General features: G+C 48.1%; 13 protein-coding genes. 10 read left to right on the top strand and 3 right to left on the bottom strand.

Going from position 1 to position 16,648, the window contains the following annotated elements; genetic code table 11:
- The first annotated feature begins 2 nt into the window (after nucleotides 1–2).
- Nucleotides 3–725 (top strand): GntR family transcriptional regulator, encoded by a 723-nt coding sequence (locus H8S80_RS22710; protein WP_117502527.1) that lies wholly within the window; start codon nucleotides 3–5, stop codon nucleotides 723–725.
- Between the two features lie 142 nt (nucleotides 726–867).
- On the top strand, nucleotides 868–2,478 hold the full coding sequence (locus H8S80_RS22705; RefSeq protein WP_117632326.1) for a mannitol dehydrogenase family protein: 1,611 nt from the start codon (nucleotides 868–870) through the stop codon (nucleotides 2,476–2,478).
- A 134-nt stretch (nucleotides 2,479–2,612) separates the two neighbouring features.
- Here H8S80_RS22705 and H8S80_RS22700 read toward each other — a convergent pair whose 3' ends face one another.
- Nucleotides 2,613–4,424 carry a sensor histidine kinase gene (locus tag H8S80_RS22700; RefSeq protein WP_117632327.1) on the bottom strand — a complete coding sequence of 604 codons (1,812 nt, stop codon included), beginning with the start codon at nucleotides 4,422–4,424 and terminating at the stop codon, nucleotides 2,613–2,615.
- A gap of 2 nt (nucleotides 4,425–4,426) precedes the next feature.
- Nucleotides 4,427–6,034 carry a response regulator gene (locus H8S80_RS22695; RefSeq protein ID WP_117632328.1) on the bottom strand — a complete coding sequence of 536 codons (1,608 nt, stop codon included), beginning with the start codon at nucleotides 6,032–6,034 and terminating at the stop codon, nucleotides 4,427–4,429.
- A 231-nt stretch (nucleotides 6,035–6,265) separates the two neighbouring features.
- On the opposite strand from H8S80_RS22695, the gene H8S80_RS22690 reads away from it, so the two are divergent.
- From H8S80_RS22690 to H8S80_RS22675, 4 genes are all read left to right on the top strand, one after another.
- Entirely contained in the window at nucleotides 6,266–7,708 is a 1,443-nt protein-coding gene (locus H8S80_RS22690; RefSeq protein WP_117632329.1) for an ABC transporter substrate-binding protein, read from the top strand.
- Between the two features lie 84 nt (nucleotides 7,709–7,792).
- Entirely contained in the window at nucleotides 7,793–8,722 is a 930-nt protein-coding gene (locus H8S80_RS22685; RefSeq protein ID WP_002602823.1) for a carbohydrate ABC transporter permease, read from the top strand.
- A gap of 15 nt (nucleotides 8,723–8,737) precedes the next feature.
- Complete coding sequence (locus H8S80_RS22680; RefSeq protein WP_117632330.1) at nucleotides 8,738–9,613, top strand: carbohydrate ABC transporter permease; 876 nt, start codon at nucleotides 8,738–8,740, stop codon at nucleotides 9,611–9,613.
- Nucleotides 9,614–9,720: 107 nt separating this feature from the next.
- A complete protein-coding gene (locus H8S80_RS22675; RefSeq protein WP_117632331.1) occupies nucleotides 9,721–12,153 on the top strand; it encodes a hypothetical protein in 2,433 nt (810 codons plus the stop codon).
- A 105-nt stretch (nucleotides 12,154–12,258) separates the two neighbouring features.
- Here the strand turns inward: H8S80_RS22675 and thyA are convergent, their stop codons facing one another.
- Nucleotides 12,259–13,089, bottom strand: a complete 831-nt coding sequence (thyA, locus tag H8S80_RS22670) for a thymidylate synthase (protein ID WP_117632332.1) — start codon at nucleotides 13,087–13,089, stop codon at nucleotides 12,259–12,261.
- Nucleotides 13,090–13,485: 396 nt separating this feature from the next.
- On the opposite strand from thyA, the gene H8S80_RS22665 reads away from it, so the two are divergent.
- The 4 genes from H8S80_RS22665 to H8S80_RS22650 all read left to right on the top strand — a co-directional run bounded on the left by H8S80_RS22665 (nucleotide 13,486) and on the right by H8S80_RS22650 (nucleotide 16,640).
- The gene (locus H8S80_RS22665) at nucleotides 13,486–14,256 is read left to right on the top strand and encodes a hypothetical protein (protein ID WP_117632333.1); all 771 of its coding nucleotides are present in this window, start codon (nucleotides 13,486–13,488) and stop codon (nucleotides 14,254–14,256) included.
- Nucleotides 14,257–14,410: 154 nt separating this feature from the next.
- Nucleotides 14,411–14,827 (top strand): HTH domain-containing protein, encoded by a 417-nt coding sequence (locus H8S80_RS22660; protein ID WP_117632334.1) that lies wholly within the window; start codon nucleotides 14,411–14,413, stop codon nucleotides 14,825–14,827.
- 2 nt (nucleotides 14,828–14,829) lie between these two features.
- Nucleotides 14,830–15,780 carry an IS3 family transposase gene (locus H8S80_RS22655; protein WP_117632335.1) on the top strand — a complete coding sequence of 317 codons (951 nt, stop codon included), beginning with the start codon at nucleotides 14,830–14,832 and terminating at the stop codon, nucleotides 15,778–15,780.
- Nucleotides 15,781–16,136: 356 nt separating this feature from the next.
- Nucleotides 16,137–16,640, top strand: coding sequence for a dihydrofolate reductase (locus H8S80_RS22650; RefSeq protein ID WP_002602832.1), 504 nt, complete (start codon nucleotides 16,137–16,139; stop codon nucleotides 16,638–16,640).
- The last annotated feature ends 8 nt before the right edge of the window (nucleotides 16,641–16,648 follow it).

Below are 16,648 nucleotides of genomic sequence, written 5' to 3'. Positions count from 1 at the left end.
TTATGTATGACGTGCTCAGAACGGATATCCTGGATTTAAAGCTGAGACCCGGCCTGGTTTTCAGCATAAAAGACGTCTGTGATGCGTACGGGACGGGGCGAACCCCGGTCAGGGAAGCGCTGATCCGGCTTTCCAAGGAGGGCCTCATCACATTTCTGCCGCAGAAGGGAACGATGGTATCGAAGATCGATTTCCAGAGGGCCGACAATGAACGTTTTTTGAGAAGCTGTGTGGAAGAACAGGTAATGCTGGAATTCATGGCTTTGAATGACCATGACCGGGCTTCGGAGGCTGCCGCGGCTTTAAAGGCGTCTCTGGACCGGCAGGAAATAATCGTGAAGGACAGGGACTGCCGCGGATTTCTGGAGGAGGATATCGTGTTTCACTCCGTATTTTACCAGGCAGTAAACCGGGATACCTGCGCTCACATCATCCATGCGAACTCAGGCGATTACCGCCGTATCCGGCTGCTTTCCCTGACAGAGACCGGAATCAGCGACGGAGTGGTGCGGCAGCACAAAGAGCTGATGGAGGCCGTCCTGGAGCGTGACGAAGAACGGATGCACCGGCAGCTGGCCCTTCATTTGAATAAAATGGTGAACGAGGAGCGGTTCCTGGTAGAGAAATACGCGGAGCTGTTTACCAGCGGCGAGGCGGAGGAAAAACGGAAGAACGACGGCTTTGCCGAGGATTTTCTGGTCAGCACTGCATTGCGCGAGGGGTAACCACCCCGCCGCAGGCAATGGGGTATTTGACCCTGGTGTCTCCCGGCAGTACCCGATAAAGCGGTGCAGGCTATCGCCAGATGCTCATGCAGGAATGGTACTTGGCTCGTTATTCGCGGGAATAAATGAAAGAGGTGTAAAGATGAATTTAACAGATACAGGATTACAGGAAAGACAGGCATGGGAGAAGGCGGGGATTGAGATTCCCTCCTATGACCGGGCGGCAATGGTAAAAAAGACAAAAGAGGCGCCGGGCTGGGTTCATTTCGGCGCGGGTAATATCTTCCGCGGCTTCATTGCGGGTCTTCAGGATGCGCTTCTGGAGGAAGGACTTGCCGACACGGGGATCATCGCGGCGGAAACCTTTGATTTTGACATCATGGACAAGATCTATGAGCCGTTCGACGATCTGGCCCTTTTAATTACCTTAAAGGCGGACGGGAGCACGGAGAAAAAGGTGATCGCTTCGATCGCGGAAGGCGTGAAGGCGGATTCCGCTGATGCACAGGAATGGGAACGCCTGCGCACCATCTTTATAAGCCCATCTCTTCAGATGGTATCCTTCACCATCACGGAAAAGGGCTATGCACTGAAGGGGGCGGATGGGACGTATTTCCCATTCGTTCAGAGCGATATCGACAATGGACCGGAGCATCCGGCCGGCGCCATGGCTGTCGTCTGCGCCCTTTTACTGGAACGGTACAGACAGGGCGCCGCGCCGCTGGCCGTTGTCAGCATGGACAACTGCTCCCATAACGGAGAGAAGCTTCAAAATTCCATTCTCACCATGGCGGAGGAATGGAAGAAAAAAGGCTTTGCGGACGATGGTTTCCTGGAATATTTAAAGAACGAAGAAAAGATCGCGTTCCCCTGGTCCATGATCGATAAGATTACGCCAAGACCAAGCGCTTCCCTGGCGGAGCAGCTGGAGGCCGACGGAGTCGCCGCCATGCAGCCGGTGATCACGTCTAAGAGGACGTATATCGCACCGTTTGTCAATGCGGAGGGGCCGCAGTATCTGGTGATTGAGGATAAGTTCCCGGCAGGAAGGCTGGCGCTTGAAAAAGCGGGAGTCTATATGACAGACAGAGATACGGTAAACAGGGTGGAGCGCATGAAGGTAACCACCTGCTTAAATCCGCTGCACACGGCGCTGGCTGTATACGGCTGTATTCTCGGCTACACCTCGATCGCGGAGGAGATGAAGGATCCCGAGCTCAGGGCGCTGGTGGAGAAAATCGGTTTGACAGAAGGTATGCCGGTGGTGACCGATCCGAAGATTCTTTCCCCGGAGGCTTTTGTGAACGAAGTCATCTATGACAGGCTTCCGAATCCATTTATCCCGGATGCGCCGCAGAGAATCGCAAGTGACACCTCCCAGAAGGTGGGAATCCGGTACGGCGAGACGATCAAATCGTATGTGGAACGGTACGGCGACGCGAAGAAGCTGACCTTTATTCCGCTGGCGATTGCCGGATGGTGTCGTTATCTGCTGGCTGTAGATGATGAGCTGAACCCGTTTGAGCTCTCGGCTGATCCGATGGTTCCGGAACTGAAAGGCTGGCTGCAGGGCGTTGAGGCGGGAAAGCCGGAGACGTATGCAGGGCAGCTGAAGCCGATTCTTTCCAATGAGAATATTTTTGGTGTTAATTTGTATGACGCCGGGATTGGCAGCCTGGCAGAAGCGATGTTCCTGGAGGAAATAGCCGGAGCCGGTGCGGTGAGAGAGACACTTAGGAAATATCTGAATTAAATATTGAATAAAATGAATGGACAGAGCGGTTCCGAACTCTTGCAATATTTACAGCGTTTCACACGATCTTAGAATTAGGAACAGACTTCTATATCCCCCCCTGGTCTCGACAGACCCGGGGGGATTTTTGTGCATTAGGGTGTGTTTGAAAATTCATTCCTGTCATACGGAATAGCAACGATGACGCTGTTCTTCAAATAAGGAATACTGACAAAGGATATATTGGCTTCTGTGCCGTAGCACGCCATGAGTCTGCGATAAATATTGTTCAGACCAAAGTGATCTCTGCCTTCCGGCTGTTCCTCGGTCAGACAGGCTGTGGCTTTGGGGATATCAATCCCTTTCCCGTTGTCGGACACCTCAATGATTATGTGGGTGTGAGTCTGATCTAAGGTGATGGATATTGTGATCTGCGGTGCAACAGGCCATGTCTCCAGACTCATGTTTCCAAAGCCGTGCTTTAAGCAGTTCTCAGCAAGCGGCTGAAGAAGTACCTTCATAATTTTGCAGTTTTTCAGATGCGAATCGATATGACAGGTAAAATGAACGCCCTCCCTGGAATGACGGTTCATGATCTCCATGTAGGAGGTCACGTGTTCTGCCTCCTTTTCAGCAGAAATGAAGGTTTGCCCCACACTTAACGTGATCCGCAGATAGCGTCCCAGGCTTTCCAGCATACTTCCCGCCGTATCGGAGTGTCCGTTTAATATTTGAAAATGAATACATTCCAGTGTATTATACAGAAAGTGCGGATTGATCTGTTCCGACATCATCTGAATCTCCGCCCTGGCTTTTTTCTGTTCCTCTTCTTTAATCTGCAGTAACTGGAGCTGAATCGTATCATACATCTGGTTCAATTGTATTCCCAGCAGGCTGATCTCATCAGAGCGGGGAAATACGACCTTTGTCTGGTAGGAACGGCGGTTGATTTGAGCAATAATATCTCCCAGCGTTTTAATATCCCTTGTCAGGAAATGGGACAGGCCGAAGGCCAGCAGGGCTGCTGCGGCAGAACAGAATAGCCATACCATAAAAAAGAAAGACCGGAATTCCTGAATATCGCCGGTGAGTGCGGATTTTCGGCTGATATGGACTACCTTAAGATCACAAAAACGGATAGCAGCCGTTGAAACCACCAGCTCGTCCCGGTCTATGGCCAGATGCTCTCCGCGGAGATTATCCGTCTGTGCTACCAATGCTTCCAGACTGGTCCCAAAGGCATCGGGATACGTCTCTTCCTGTATATCCAGGGGAATTCCACTGGAGTCGGCCAGATACATGCAGTAAGTATAGCCGTTGGACATCTGGTCAAAGTATGACCGGATCTGTCCCGTATCCATCAAAATAATGACCCGCGCCTTATATTTGCCTTCCGTATCGCGGTATGCAAAGGTGCCGGTTCCCCTGCTGTAGGAGACCGGATAGGAGACGGGGATAGCGCCTCCCTGCCGGAACAGTAAATTCTGACGGGTTGGAAATACGGTAATAAGAGGATATTCCCAAATGTTTTCTGTAAAAAGCGTTTCAAAGCTGCCGCCGAATCCGAGAGAATAGGGACTGAAAAGAAAGCCATTTTCTCCGCAGATCAGAATGTTGTTGACCTGGGCATGGTTTTGGAAGAAGGAAGCCATCTCATCGGAAGCCGCCTGATAATAACCGGAGTAACCGTCGAAGCTGTTATTGGCAATATCGGCAATCATATCGGGAAACGGCTTTCTTACCAGAAGATTGTTCGTAGCGGCGGAGAGGGACTGAAACTGAGAGGAAAGTACGGCGCCGGCAGTTTCCACCGATTGTTCTGCTTTTTTCAGAACCTCCCTGGTGTTTCGCTTGTAAAAATAGGAATAGGACAGCTGGCTGATCAGCAGCAGGGCTGCCGTGGTGATGGCGATCATGCCGATCAGCAGCTTGTACCGAAATTTTAGATTAGAAAACCAGTTTCTCATAGTCAGCGCCTTCCTTCTCCGGTATACTGCTTCTGATAATCGGAAGGCGTCAGGCCGGTACGTGTTTTAAATGCGCGGCTGAAAGACCGGTAATCCTCGTATCCGAGAAGGATTGCCACATCGCCTGCTGTAATATCAGGGTGTTTTAACTGTTCCTGGGCGTAACTGATTTTTAAATCCAGCAGATAATCACGGAAATTTAAAGAGGTCTTATTTTTAAAATAGGTGCTGAAGTAGCTTTTGCTTAAGCCCAGATAACTGCAGACCTCCTCCGTATGCGGATTCTTAAGCAGATTGGCATGGAGGTAGGCGATGGCCTTTTCAATCAGAGGCTCGTTCTTGGTGGCCCGGCTGACGGCGAGTTCGTTGGCAAAACCGTTTAAAATCTCACACATCCAGCTTCTGACCTCTTCCAGGGAAGAGAGATTCGACAGCGCGGCATAGGAGTTGCCGGTAAAGCTGATCGGGGGGCCGCCCAGATAATCAGCCAGCTGGCTTTGAATTGTAATGATGATATAATTGCACATACTGTAGAGATAAGAGGGCGGCGGGAGCGGGGCGGTGATAAGGCTGTCAAAATAAGAGGTAAACTGCAGCCGGATGTCCTTCGGATCATTTCTTAAAACTGCCTGAAGGATATCATCGCCGGGCATGATGACCGGCGGCGGAAGGCAGTTTGTCACTTCCGGTTCTATGACAAGACCGGCTTCCGGATAGATATGCCATGTGATGGCCTGTCGGGCATTCTGGTACGAGGCGGGAATTTCGGACAGTGATGGTACCGGTTTTCCGATGGCAGCCGCCAGATTATCCCCTCGCCAGGAGGCCAGACAGCGGTTCAGCAGTTTTGAAAGAGACTCCTGCGTGTGATGATGAAAAGGCAGATTGACAACGAGAATCAGTCCATCCGGCGGATATTCGGAGATGAGAACGGGACTGTCAGACAGTTCATTCTCCAGGATTTTCTTTAATGCAACGAGACTTTGATTCAGCTCCACATTCTCATCCGGATCGAAGCGGGTTCGGAACGTCTGGATCAGTACCACGCAGGATTGTGTGTTTCGGATGAGCAGTCCGTATTTGGAAGAAATACTTCCCAGCTCTTCCTCTGCCAGCTCCCCTCTTAACAGCTGGGGAATCAGGTTCTGCCTGTGAAGCGATACTTCGGCTTTCCTCAATTTGTGAAGTGTTGATAATTGATCGGTATGTAGATTTCTTTTATCCACAATAGATTCTTTCAGCTTACAGATCAGATTGGTCAGTTCCTTTATGGAGATCGGTTTCAGAAGATAATCTTCAATGCCGTACCGGATGGCAGTTCTTGCGTACTCAAAATCATCGTAACCGCTTAAGATAATGAAGGAGCACTCAAACTGTTCCTCCCTGGCCCGGCGGACAAGCTCCAGTCCATTCATTCCAGGCATCTGAATGTCGGTGATTACAATATTCGGTTCATAATAACGTATCTTGTCAAGCGCCTCTGCACCGCTTGCAGCTGTCCCGATGACAGTGACAGAATAATCTTCCCAGGGAATGATGCTGCGAAGTCCGGTACGGATCTCGGCCTCGTCATCCACGATGAGAAGGGTGATAGCTGATATCGAATTCATAGGATTCTCCTCAAAACAAGGTTAAAATTTTAAAGCAAGGCCATTATAGCATTGTGAATAATGGAAAGCAATAAATTGGCGTGAGATTTGTACAGTTCGAAAAAAATGCCGCATAGACAGTAAAAAATGCCATGTGAGTTATAGAAAATATGCAGTAATATGTGAGCACAGACAAACAAAAACAGTACAAAACAAACAGATTACAAAGCAAACGGAAAGGGAGTAAAAACTATGAGAAAAGGAAAGAAGATAGCGGCGCTGAGTCTGGCGGGATTAATGGCTGTTTCAGCTCTTACGGCATGCTCACAGGGGGAAACGAAAGAGAATACAGCAGATATTACATCTGGAGCCTTGGCGGCAGAGGGGACCGGGGCAAATGAGGCAGGAAGCAGTGCGGCTTCCGGAGACCGAGTTAAGATTACTGTATGGACAGAGAACCGCCATGACCTGGATTATATGAATAAGATAGTCGAGGAGTTCAATAACACGAATGACCATATTGAGATTGAATATGTGGTACAGACGGAAAACTACGTGAATTTACTGAGTATGGCCGCCAATTCCGGGCAGTCACCCGATATATTTACTCAGGTGAACATCACGGATTTTAAGAATTTCGTGGATAACGGAATCGTACAGCCCATCAATGATTTTATAACCGATGAATTCAGAACGATTAATGAAGTAGATGACCACTTATACGAAGGGGCCAATGTGATGGGGGATGAGATCTACTGGGTTCCATGCGGGAAGAGAAGCGGTTCCAGATTTATTTACAACAAGGAAATATTTGACGGGCTGGGCCTGGAAATCCCCAAATCTATCGGCGAGCTTCCTGAACTGGTTAAGAAGATCACAGAGGCGGGAAACGGAGAGTACTATGGAATCATATTCCCCGGTATGAGCGGTCCGTTCGAGCGCTGGCTGGAACACTCTGCGGAGATGAGCGGTGTCACACCTTACGACTATAAGACGGGGACCTTTGATTTTACAGGCTTTAAGCCATGGCTGGAAGTGACCCGCCAGATGTTTGAGGAAAACAGTGTCTTCCCCGGATCGGCATCCATGAAGATTGATCCGGCCCGTGTACAGTTTTCCGAGGGGCACGCGGCAATCCACGCAAATGCTTCCCAGGAAGCAACCGTGCTGACGGAGCAGTTTCCGGCACAGATTGAATGGGCGGTAGCAGACCTTCCCACATTAAACGGCAGGATCGAAGGCTGCGAATATGCCAACCCCAATACCGGCTGGCTGATGAGCGCGTTTACGGAGCATCCGCAGGAGGCATGGGAGGTGATCGAATACTTTGGATCAGAGGAAGTTTTAAAGGGATACTTTGAGAACGGCTACTCTCTTCCGATTTCTCAGTATATGGATGAAAAAATCGATAAATCCAAGATCGGCCGCATGGCAGACTTTACCGGCGCAGATTATGAAGCGGTACTTCCGGTAGCACCGTCGGTAACACCGGAGGGAGAGAATTACCGCGATGCGTTGTGGAATGCTTGTCTGCAGGGCGGTCCAGACATTGATGAGACGATTGATAATTTAAATAAGACGTATAACGCTGCTCTCGATAAAGAAGTAAAGATGGGTAAGACAAAACGGCTCGTGATTAAGGATTACGATCCTCTTCATCCGGGAGACGGAACCATAGAGTATCTGGACAATTAATAAAAACTCAGTAAATTGAAAGGAGCCGGCTGCTGCAAATAGACTGTTGCAGCAGCCGGTTTCCATTTGGAAGGAGTAAAGGTTATGAATACGAAAAAATCATTCGGACAGCGGATGAAAAAGAGCTGGCAAAAAGGTGACATTACCATGTGGATTATGCTGCTTCCGACCATCTTTTTTATTCTGGTCATGTCCGTGTATCCATTTCTCTGGCTGATCCGGTACGTGTTTTATGATTATAACGGATTCAAGGCATATTTTGTCGGTCTGGACAATTTTAAACGGGTGCTTACGGATAAGATATACTGGAACAGCGTCCTGCATACCTTTGAATACGCGGTTATGAAGCTGCTGTTTGTGATTCCCCTTTCCCTGGTGACCGCCGTTCTGCTTCAGAGAAAACGGTTTGGGAGCGGGTTGTTTCAGGGAATATTTTTCCTGCCTACAGTCATCAGTTCTGCGGTATACAGCCTGATCTGGTACTTCATATTTGCCACCTACAACGGGGTGCTAAACGGTTATCTTCAGGCAGCGGGCGTTATTGGAGCCCCTGTTGACTGGCTCGGAAGCTCCAGGACCGCCATGGCAGCGGTGGTCATCGTGGCTATCTGGGGGGCCTTCGGCAACTATATGATACTGTTGATCTCGGGATTGACCGGAATTCCTGCGGATGTCTATGAGAGTGCCCAGATCGATGGGGCAAATGGAGTGCAGACCTTCTTCCGTATCACGCTTCCCATGCTGGGGCCCGTGCTGAAGGTGGTCATTATGCTGGCCATCACCACGGCATTTAAGGATTACCAGTCCATCCTGGTACTCACTGGCGGCGGCCCCAATAACCGTACCCACGTAATGTTCTCTTACATATTTGAAATGGTATTCGGGACTTCCGGCAAGGCCTCTCAGCTCCAGATCGGCTATGGTTCTGTTTTGAGTATTATTTCGGCCGTGATCGTGGGCCTCATCACGATTGTTTACTTAAAATTCAGCAAAAAGATGGATGAAATATCATAGAAGGGGGGAGCGGTGATGGCAAGAGAAAAAACAATTCATGCAGTGGAATCCAAAAAGACGAAAATGATCAATGCGGTGATTTTCATTCTGTTGTTGGTTCTGGCCGCCTTGACGGTCTATCCGGTGGTTTATATTATTCTTGGATCTTTTAAGACCAACAGTGAGCTTGTAAGCGGCGGGTTAAATATTCTTCCTGAGAAATTCGTTCTTGATAACTACATTCAGGCGTGGAACATGGGGAATTTTTCCCGGTATACCGTAAACAGCCTCGTATTGAGCTTCGGTGTCATGTTCGTCTCTCTGGCAGTCAGCAGTATGGCGGGATACGTATTTTCAAGGCGGGATTTTCGTTTCAAAAGCCTGATCTACAATGCGATGGTCATGTTTATGTTTATTAATGTGGGCAGTGCTTCCCTGCGTCCGCTGTTTGAACTGGCAGTTAAGCTGAATATGAATAAATCCATGCTTTCCATAATCCTGATTTCGGCAGGAGGTGGTCAGGCCACCTATGTGTTCCTGATCCATGGTTTTATGAACAGCGTGCCGAAGGAACTGGACGAAGCAGCCAAGATGGACGGCTGCAGCTTCTTCGGTATCTACAGCCGGGTTATTCTTCCGATATTAAAGCCGGCGCTGGCCAGCGTTGCGCTGCTGTCCTTCCGCGGAGGCTGGAATGAATATATTCTGCCCCTGATTTTTACCATGACCAATGAAAAACTGCGGCCCTTGACGGTAGGCGTCGTAGCTCTTCAGAATGCAGGAGACGGTGCGGCGGCATGGAACATTCTGTTTGCCGGATCTGCCATAGCGGTGATACCGATCATTCTGGTATATCTGTTTGCCAGCAGACAGTTCATGGGCGGTATGACCGCCGGAGCGGTGAAGGGATAAGCTAGTACAGCGTTGCATAAATTCCTAAGTAATATCAGGCGCTATTACTCAGTTATTTATGCAATGCTGTACCAGGGCGTGATAGAGAGGAAAAGAGGAGAGAAAACATGAAATATCAGTTAAATGAATATGGCTTTATTACAAATTATCTGGTGAGCGGGAGAAAAGAGACGGACTTCTCCAGCAGTGCGGCGGATAAAAATCAGCTTGCCTGTGAAAAAATGATGCGGTCCGAGGCAGCGGATCACGATCCGGTTATGCCGGCTAGCCCCATCGTTCTGGGGGCTTTGAGCGCCCTGGGGCTGCCATGGGAGTACGAGTACACGTATGGAAGCTGGTTTGTGGACCGGTCTTCCTTCTATCCGCTGCTGACCAGGGTGGAGCTTCACGCTGCTACGATACTGAATGCCCGGGAGGAGATGGAGGCGGAGGTCTGGCTCTGGAGCTACGCTGCGGTGGATCTCTGGGTGAATGGGGTGTTTATGGGGGGAATTGAGACTCCCGTATACAAACCCATCAGCCGGAAGATCATGAAGCTGCCTTTAAAAAAGGGGGACAATACCATCTATATCAGGCTGGTGAACTTAGGCGTCCGGGACACGAGAACCCTGTTTGGAATCCAGATTCCGGGGCAGGAAAGGGAAATGCTCTCAGTGATGCTGCCGGATGCAGAGAAGGCCGCACTCTGTTCGAAAGCAGCAGACTGGCTGTCAGGAATCATGATCAGAGAAAAAACAATGGTATTTCCCGCTCCGGCGCCGGAAGGAAGCCGCCTGATCTACGATGCCAGGCCGGTGGATTTTACGGAGTACCGTAACCGTTATTCCGGGATAACGCTGAGGGGAGAGACAGAGCTGGCTCTGGCACCGGATAAGCCCTATCTGAAGGTTGTGGTTACCGTATCAGGCCAGACCCTGTCAAGAAGCTTTGAACGACAGGAGCTGCTGACCATTCAAAAGGGAGAAAACGTAGACCCGGAAGAGAACAAAAGCCGCGTCTTTGAGAGAATTGCCGGTGTGAAACAGATTCCAAGGGGAGATTCGGAAAGCTTTTCCATGTATCCGATTCTGGCACGTTTCGCCTCAGGCAGAGTGGATCCGGAAGATGAGCGGGAGATATATAAGTCTTTTGACCAGATTGAAAGCAGACGGGACTGTTCAGACTTTCTTACCTGCGCCATGGTCCGTTTTATGAAGCTGTATCCCATGAATGAAGCCATGGCGGCACGGTGCAAAGAAGTCATGATAAACTACCGCTACTGGATGGATGAGGCGGGCAGTGACGGTATGTGCTTCTGGAGTGAGAATCATTCCCTGATGTTTTTTGTCAGCGCTTATGTGGCAGGCGACATTTATCCGGAGGAATTATTTATCCGTTCCGGAAAGACCGGACGGGAGATGAAGGAGACTGCGCGGCAGAGAATCCGTGACTGGATGGTTCAGACAGAAAGAGAGGGCTTCGATGAATTCCACAGCGGCGGCTACACCCCTATCACCTTTGCTGCTATCTTAAATGTGGTTGATTTTTGTGACGGGGAGTTGTCGGCTCTTGCGTGGAAGGCGGCGGACCGGCTATTAAAGGATCTGGCAGTCCAGACCTTTCAGGGCGTCTCCATTTCACCTATGGGACGGGTATACCGGGAGGCGCTGTACCCTTATAAGCAGGATATTCAGTGTCTGATCAATTTAATAGATCCGGAGGCACCAGACCAGTTCAGTGAGTGGATCATCTTCCTGGCTACCAGTAAGTACCGGCTGCCGAAGGGACTTAAGGAGATGATGTACAGCCCGGCGTCTCTCGTCTATGAGGAGAGCAATGCCAGAATCTGTGTGGAAAAACAGAAGGATTACATGCTGACCTCCGTGGAATCTCCAAGACGCGACGGCAGGGTGCGGAAATGGGAAAATATAAGTGAACAGCCGGATGCCGATACCGGAAGCTTCTCGTATGTGAAATCATTAAACGAATGTTTTCACGGAACAACCCAGTTTGAGCCCGGTGTATACGGCTATCAGCAGCACATGTGGTATGCCGCTCTCGATCCGGCTGCGGTGGTGTTCGTAAACCATCCGGGTGGAAGCTGTGAAAGCTGTACCACAAGGCCGGGGTACTGGTTTGGCAACGGAATCATGCCGGCTTTAAAACAGGTAAAAGAGGTTCTCTGTGCAATTTACCGGATTCCGGAAACCCATCCGATTCCATTTACCCATGTATATTGGCCGTCCTCCAGATTTTCATATGAAATAATAGAAGAGACGTGGCTGGCCGGCAGCGCCGGCGGCGGATACGTGGCACTTTGGTGCAGCGACCCGTTTACGGCTTATGATGACCTGATGTTTCACTGCGAATACAGGGTAAAAAGCAGGGATACTGCTTACGTCTGTATCTGCGGAAGCCGGAAAGATTATGGAAGTCTGGAAGAATTTCTGCTGGCATGCAAAGAGAGGAAGCCTGCTTATGACAGAGAGAAGGGAAGGTTAAGGGCAGGGAATGAAGAGATAACTTATAGAAAATATGAAAATATGACCCAGTATATTTAAAAACAGAAGATCAGTATTCCTATGCCTGCCGGTTTTTGCTGTACAGGCACCGAAATACTGATCTTCTTTCTGTATTCTTCTTTCTGGTATTCTTTTTCTGCGATTCTAGATGGCAACCGGAATCTTATCCGTAAACGTATGGTATTGATAATCCTCCAGCCGGAAATGGTCTTTTGTAAACTGATAGAAATCCTGTACTTCCCGGTCCATAAGGAACGTCGGCGCCTCATAAGGCACTTTTTCAATCATTTCCTTAACAATCGGCACATGTCTGTCGTAAATATGGGCGTCTGCGATGACATGGACCAGTTCTCCGGCCTCTAAGCCGCTGACCTGGGCGAACATGTGAAGCAGAACCGCGTACTGGGTGACATTCCAGTTGTTTGCGGTCAGCATGTCCTGGGAGCGCTGGTTTAAAATCCCGTTCAGCACATTCCCGGATACGTTGAATGTCATGCTGTAGGCGCAGGGATAGAGATTCATCTCGTGAAGATCCTGATGATTATACAGGCTGGTAATGATCCGGCGGCTTAGTGGGTTGTGCTTCAGATCATAGAGAACCCGGTCTACCTGATCGAACTCGCCCTCTTTGTATTTATGCTTAATTCCCAGCTGGTAGCCGTATGCCTTTCCGATGCTTCCGTTCTCATCGGCCCAGGAGTCCCAGATGTGGCTGCTTAAGTCGTGAATGTTGCTGGATTTTTTCTGCCAGATCCAAAGCAGCTCACCGATTGCGGATTTAAACGCGGTCCGGCGGAGCGTCAGGATGGGAAATTCCTTTGACAGATCGTAGCGGTTGATGATGCCGAATTTCTTTATGGTATGGGCGGGAGCACCATCCTCCCAGACCGGACGCACCTCGCTGTCCGTATCCCATACGCCGTTTGATAAGATTTCTCTGCAATTCTGTATGAATAAAGTATCTGCGTAACTCATGATATTCCTCCATGATCCTGTAAGTAATTCAGTAACCGGCGGCAGGGGGCGTATATTCTTATAATCCGCCTGCGGCCGTTTCAATTATAACAGATACCGCTCGATTCGAACAGGTATCTCATGAAAATAATCAGAGTCCTGTTTGTAACGTGTGATAATTTTTTCACGCACCGTTTTTCATATTGACATATCGGCTGTGATCGGGTAATATGAAAGAGTTCCGCAGGGAGTTCTTTCCTGTGCGAAAATGATTCTTAATCTCTTTGTGGTCTCCACGAAAAACTCCGTTATATTGTATTACGAAAGAGAATAAATGAGAAAGCTGGTGATGCGGTTGTAATCGTATTTTCTTGAAGTTACCCATTGATTAAAGTATAATAGAAGAAAGGAAGAAATATGGGAGATATTGCATACCAGAATAAGGATGTAACCGCTAAGGTTATGGCGGAGGCGCTTAAGGGAAAATCACTGGCTCCCTTTGGAATTCACCAGTTAAAAATCGTAGATATTCTGCCTACGAATTTACCGGTGATCGAAAGCAATGAGCTGCGGCTTGACAATTTATTTCTGCTGAGTGACGGCTCGATCGGGATCATGGATTATGAATCAGCCTATAACCAGGAAAATTTTGTGAAATACATAAATTATATCGCGAGAGTGATAAAGCGTTATGCGATAAACCATGAGCTGAATCGTATCAAACAGATAAAAATGATCGTTATCTACACGGCCGACGTGGACCATGCGGAAGCGGTTTATGATCTGGGAGGCATTGTGCTGAAGATTGAACCCACCTTTTTAGTGGAAGCAGACTCAAAGGCGCAGTACGACAGGATCAGGAAGCGGATAGATGCAGGAGAACGTTTGACCGATGAGGAATTAATGGAGCTGATGATTCTGCCGCTAACCGTAAAGGGAAAGAAGGAAAAACAGCCGGTGATCATCTCGGCAGTAGAACTGGCGAAGAGAATTGCAGACCGAAAACAGGCTCTGGAAGCGCTTGCAGGTATTTTGACCTTTTCTGACAAGCTGATAGACGAAGCCTATAAAAGGCAGATCAAGGAGGAAATGCGGATGACACAGATTGGACAGATGCTGATTGATGAGGGCATGGAGAAAGGAATGAAGAAAGGAATGGAAAAAGGAATTCAGGCATTGATTGAGTAAAATGTACCCTATAAAGTGGACACAATGAGATGAAGGGATCCCTAAAAATGGACACTAAGAAAAAGGGATAAATCCTTAAATGTGGACATTTGAAGAAGGATGTTTCCGAATGTTAGATGTTGATATATAATAAAAACATCAACAGGAGGGTGCAATGAGTCGATATACTGCAAAAGAGATAAAAGAATTGAAACGGAATCCGTATACTTATAAAGTGACATCAAATAAACTTTATTTTGCGGTTCAGTTCAAAAAAGATTTTTGGATGAGATATCAAGCCGGAGATGCTCCACGGAAAATCATCGGTGACTTTGGATATGATGTGGGACTTTTCCATCAAAAACAGATAGATAATATCGTGCAGCGGGTCAAGAAAGAAGCGCTTTCAGGTGACGGTTTCCATGAGGGCGAGAACCGGACTAAGAGATTAGCAAAGAAAGCACAGCCGGAAGAGATACTGGAAGAATCACCAACGGTCACACAGATGCAGCATGAACTGATGTATTTACGACAGGAAGTGGAATTCCTAAAAAAAATTATAAAAGCAGACAATCAGAAGCGGAAAAACTGATCATGGGAGATTCGGGTTGTAAGTTCGTGATCATTCATGAAGTATTGAGCAAAGAAAATAATCTTCTGTCAGCCAGCATGTTATGCGGCATAGCAGGAGTCTCACGTTCTGGTTATTACCGCTGGTTAAAGGCAGCGAATATCCGGAAGGAGCGTGAGACAAAGGAGCATGCAGATTTTGAACAAATCTTGACAGCGTATAGGCATAGAGGGTACGATAAGGGCGCCAAGGGTATTTATATGACATTGCTGCACCAGGAACCGCCGGTTGTCATGAATGTAAAGAAGATACGCCGATTGATGAAAAAGTATGGCCTTGTCTGTCAGATCAGAAGAGCGAACCCATACCGCAGAATGGCGAAGGCGATGAAGAGCAGCCATGTGGCGGATAACCTGGTGAAAAGGGAATTCACATCATTTGGGCCAAGAAAAGTTCTGCTGACAGACATAACGTACATTGCGTATCAAGGAATCTTCTGTTACCTGTCAACCATCCTGGATGCCTTTACAAAACAGGTCTTGTCCTATGTGTTGAGTGAAACCCTGGAAGTAGATTTTGTGCTTGAGACAATCAATAAGATGGTGCAGGTGCATGGAGTATCATTATCGACAGAAACGATGATACATAGTGATCAGGGTTGCCATTATACGAGCTGCAGCTTTATACAACTGCTCAAAGACAAGGGACTGCGGCAGTCGATGTCAAGGAGAGGGAACTGCTGGGACAACGCTCCCCAGGAAAGCTTCTTTGGCCATATGAAAGATGAAATAGATATAGGCGTATGCAGTTCCTTTGCCCAGGTAAAAGAGATAGTGGATGATTGGATGAATTATTATAATAATGAACGATATCAATGGCAGTTGGCAAGACTGTCACCGAACGAATACTATCAGTATTATACAACCGGAGTATATCCAATAAAGGGGCAGGAGCGGTACAAAGAAAAACAATAAAATATAGCAATATCTAATAACGAACAAAGTTTCCCTTGTTCTAAATTTGTCCTTGACAAGGGGTACACTTTAGAGGATAACAGAGAAGATGGTGTTTCAGATGAAAGAATCATCGAAAAGCTGCAGAAACGTTTTTCCATGGACAGAGGGAAAGCGGAATCGTATTTGGAGCGTTTTACACAGAAGTAGAATGGACCGATGATTTACATGTAAAACCGGGGCTTGAGGGACCCGGTTTTATTTTTGCTTAGACGGACGCCGATTGGAATATGAGATTTACGAACCATCGAAAATAATTTGCAAAAAAGAAATAATTGTATATAATGATGTTTAGAAACAGGACAGGAGGATACTACATGAAAGCGATTGTTGCGGTTGACGAAGCGTGGGGGATCGGGAAAGACGGAAAATTATTGACCCATCTCCCCGAAGATATGAAATTTTTCAGAACGGTTACAAAAGGGAAAGTGGTCGTTATGGGCAGAAAAACGCTGCAGAGCTTTCCGGATGCGAAGCCATTGAAAAACAGGATTAACATCGTTTTGACATCGGACGATACCATGAACGGCGAGGGACTCATCGTCTGCCGCAGTGTGGATGATGCCTTAAAGCAGCTGAAGGAGTATGACAGCGACGATGTCTATATTATTGGCGGTCAGAGCATCTATGAGCAGTTTCTTCCATATTGTGATACCGCGTATGTGACCAGGATGAAACGGGATTTCGGTGCTGACACCTGGTTTGTGAATCTCGACAGTCAGGAAGGCTGGGAAGAGACGGAAACAGGGGAAGAGAAAGAGTACGAGGGGCTGCATTTTGCTTTCTGTACTTACAAAAACAGGAATTGCCCGAATCGATAAAATCAGAC

The sequence above is a fragment of the Hungatella sp. L36 genome (assembly GCF_014288035.1).
The sequence above is the reverse complement of the archived record's forward strand: the minus strand, read 5'-3'. Positions and strand labels throughout refer to the sequence as shown.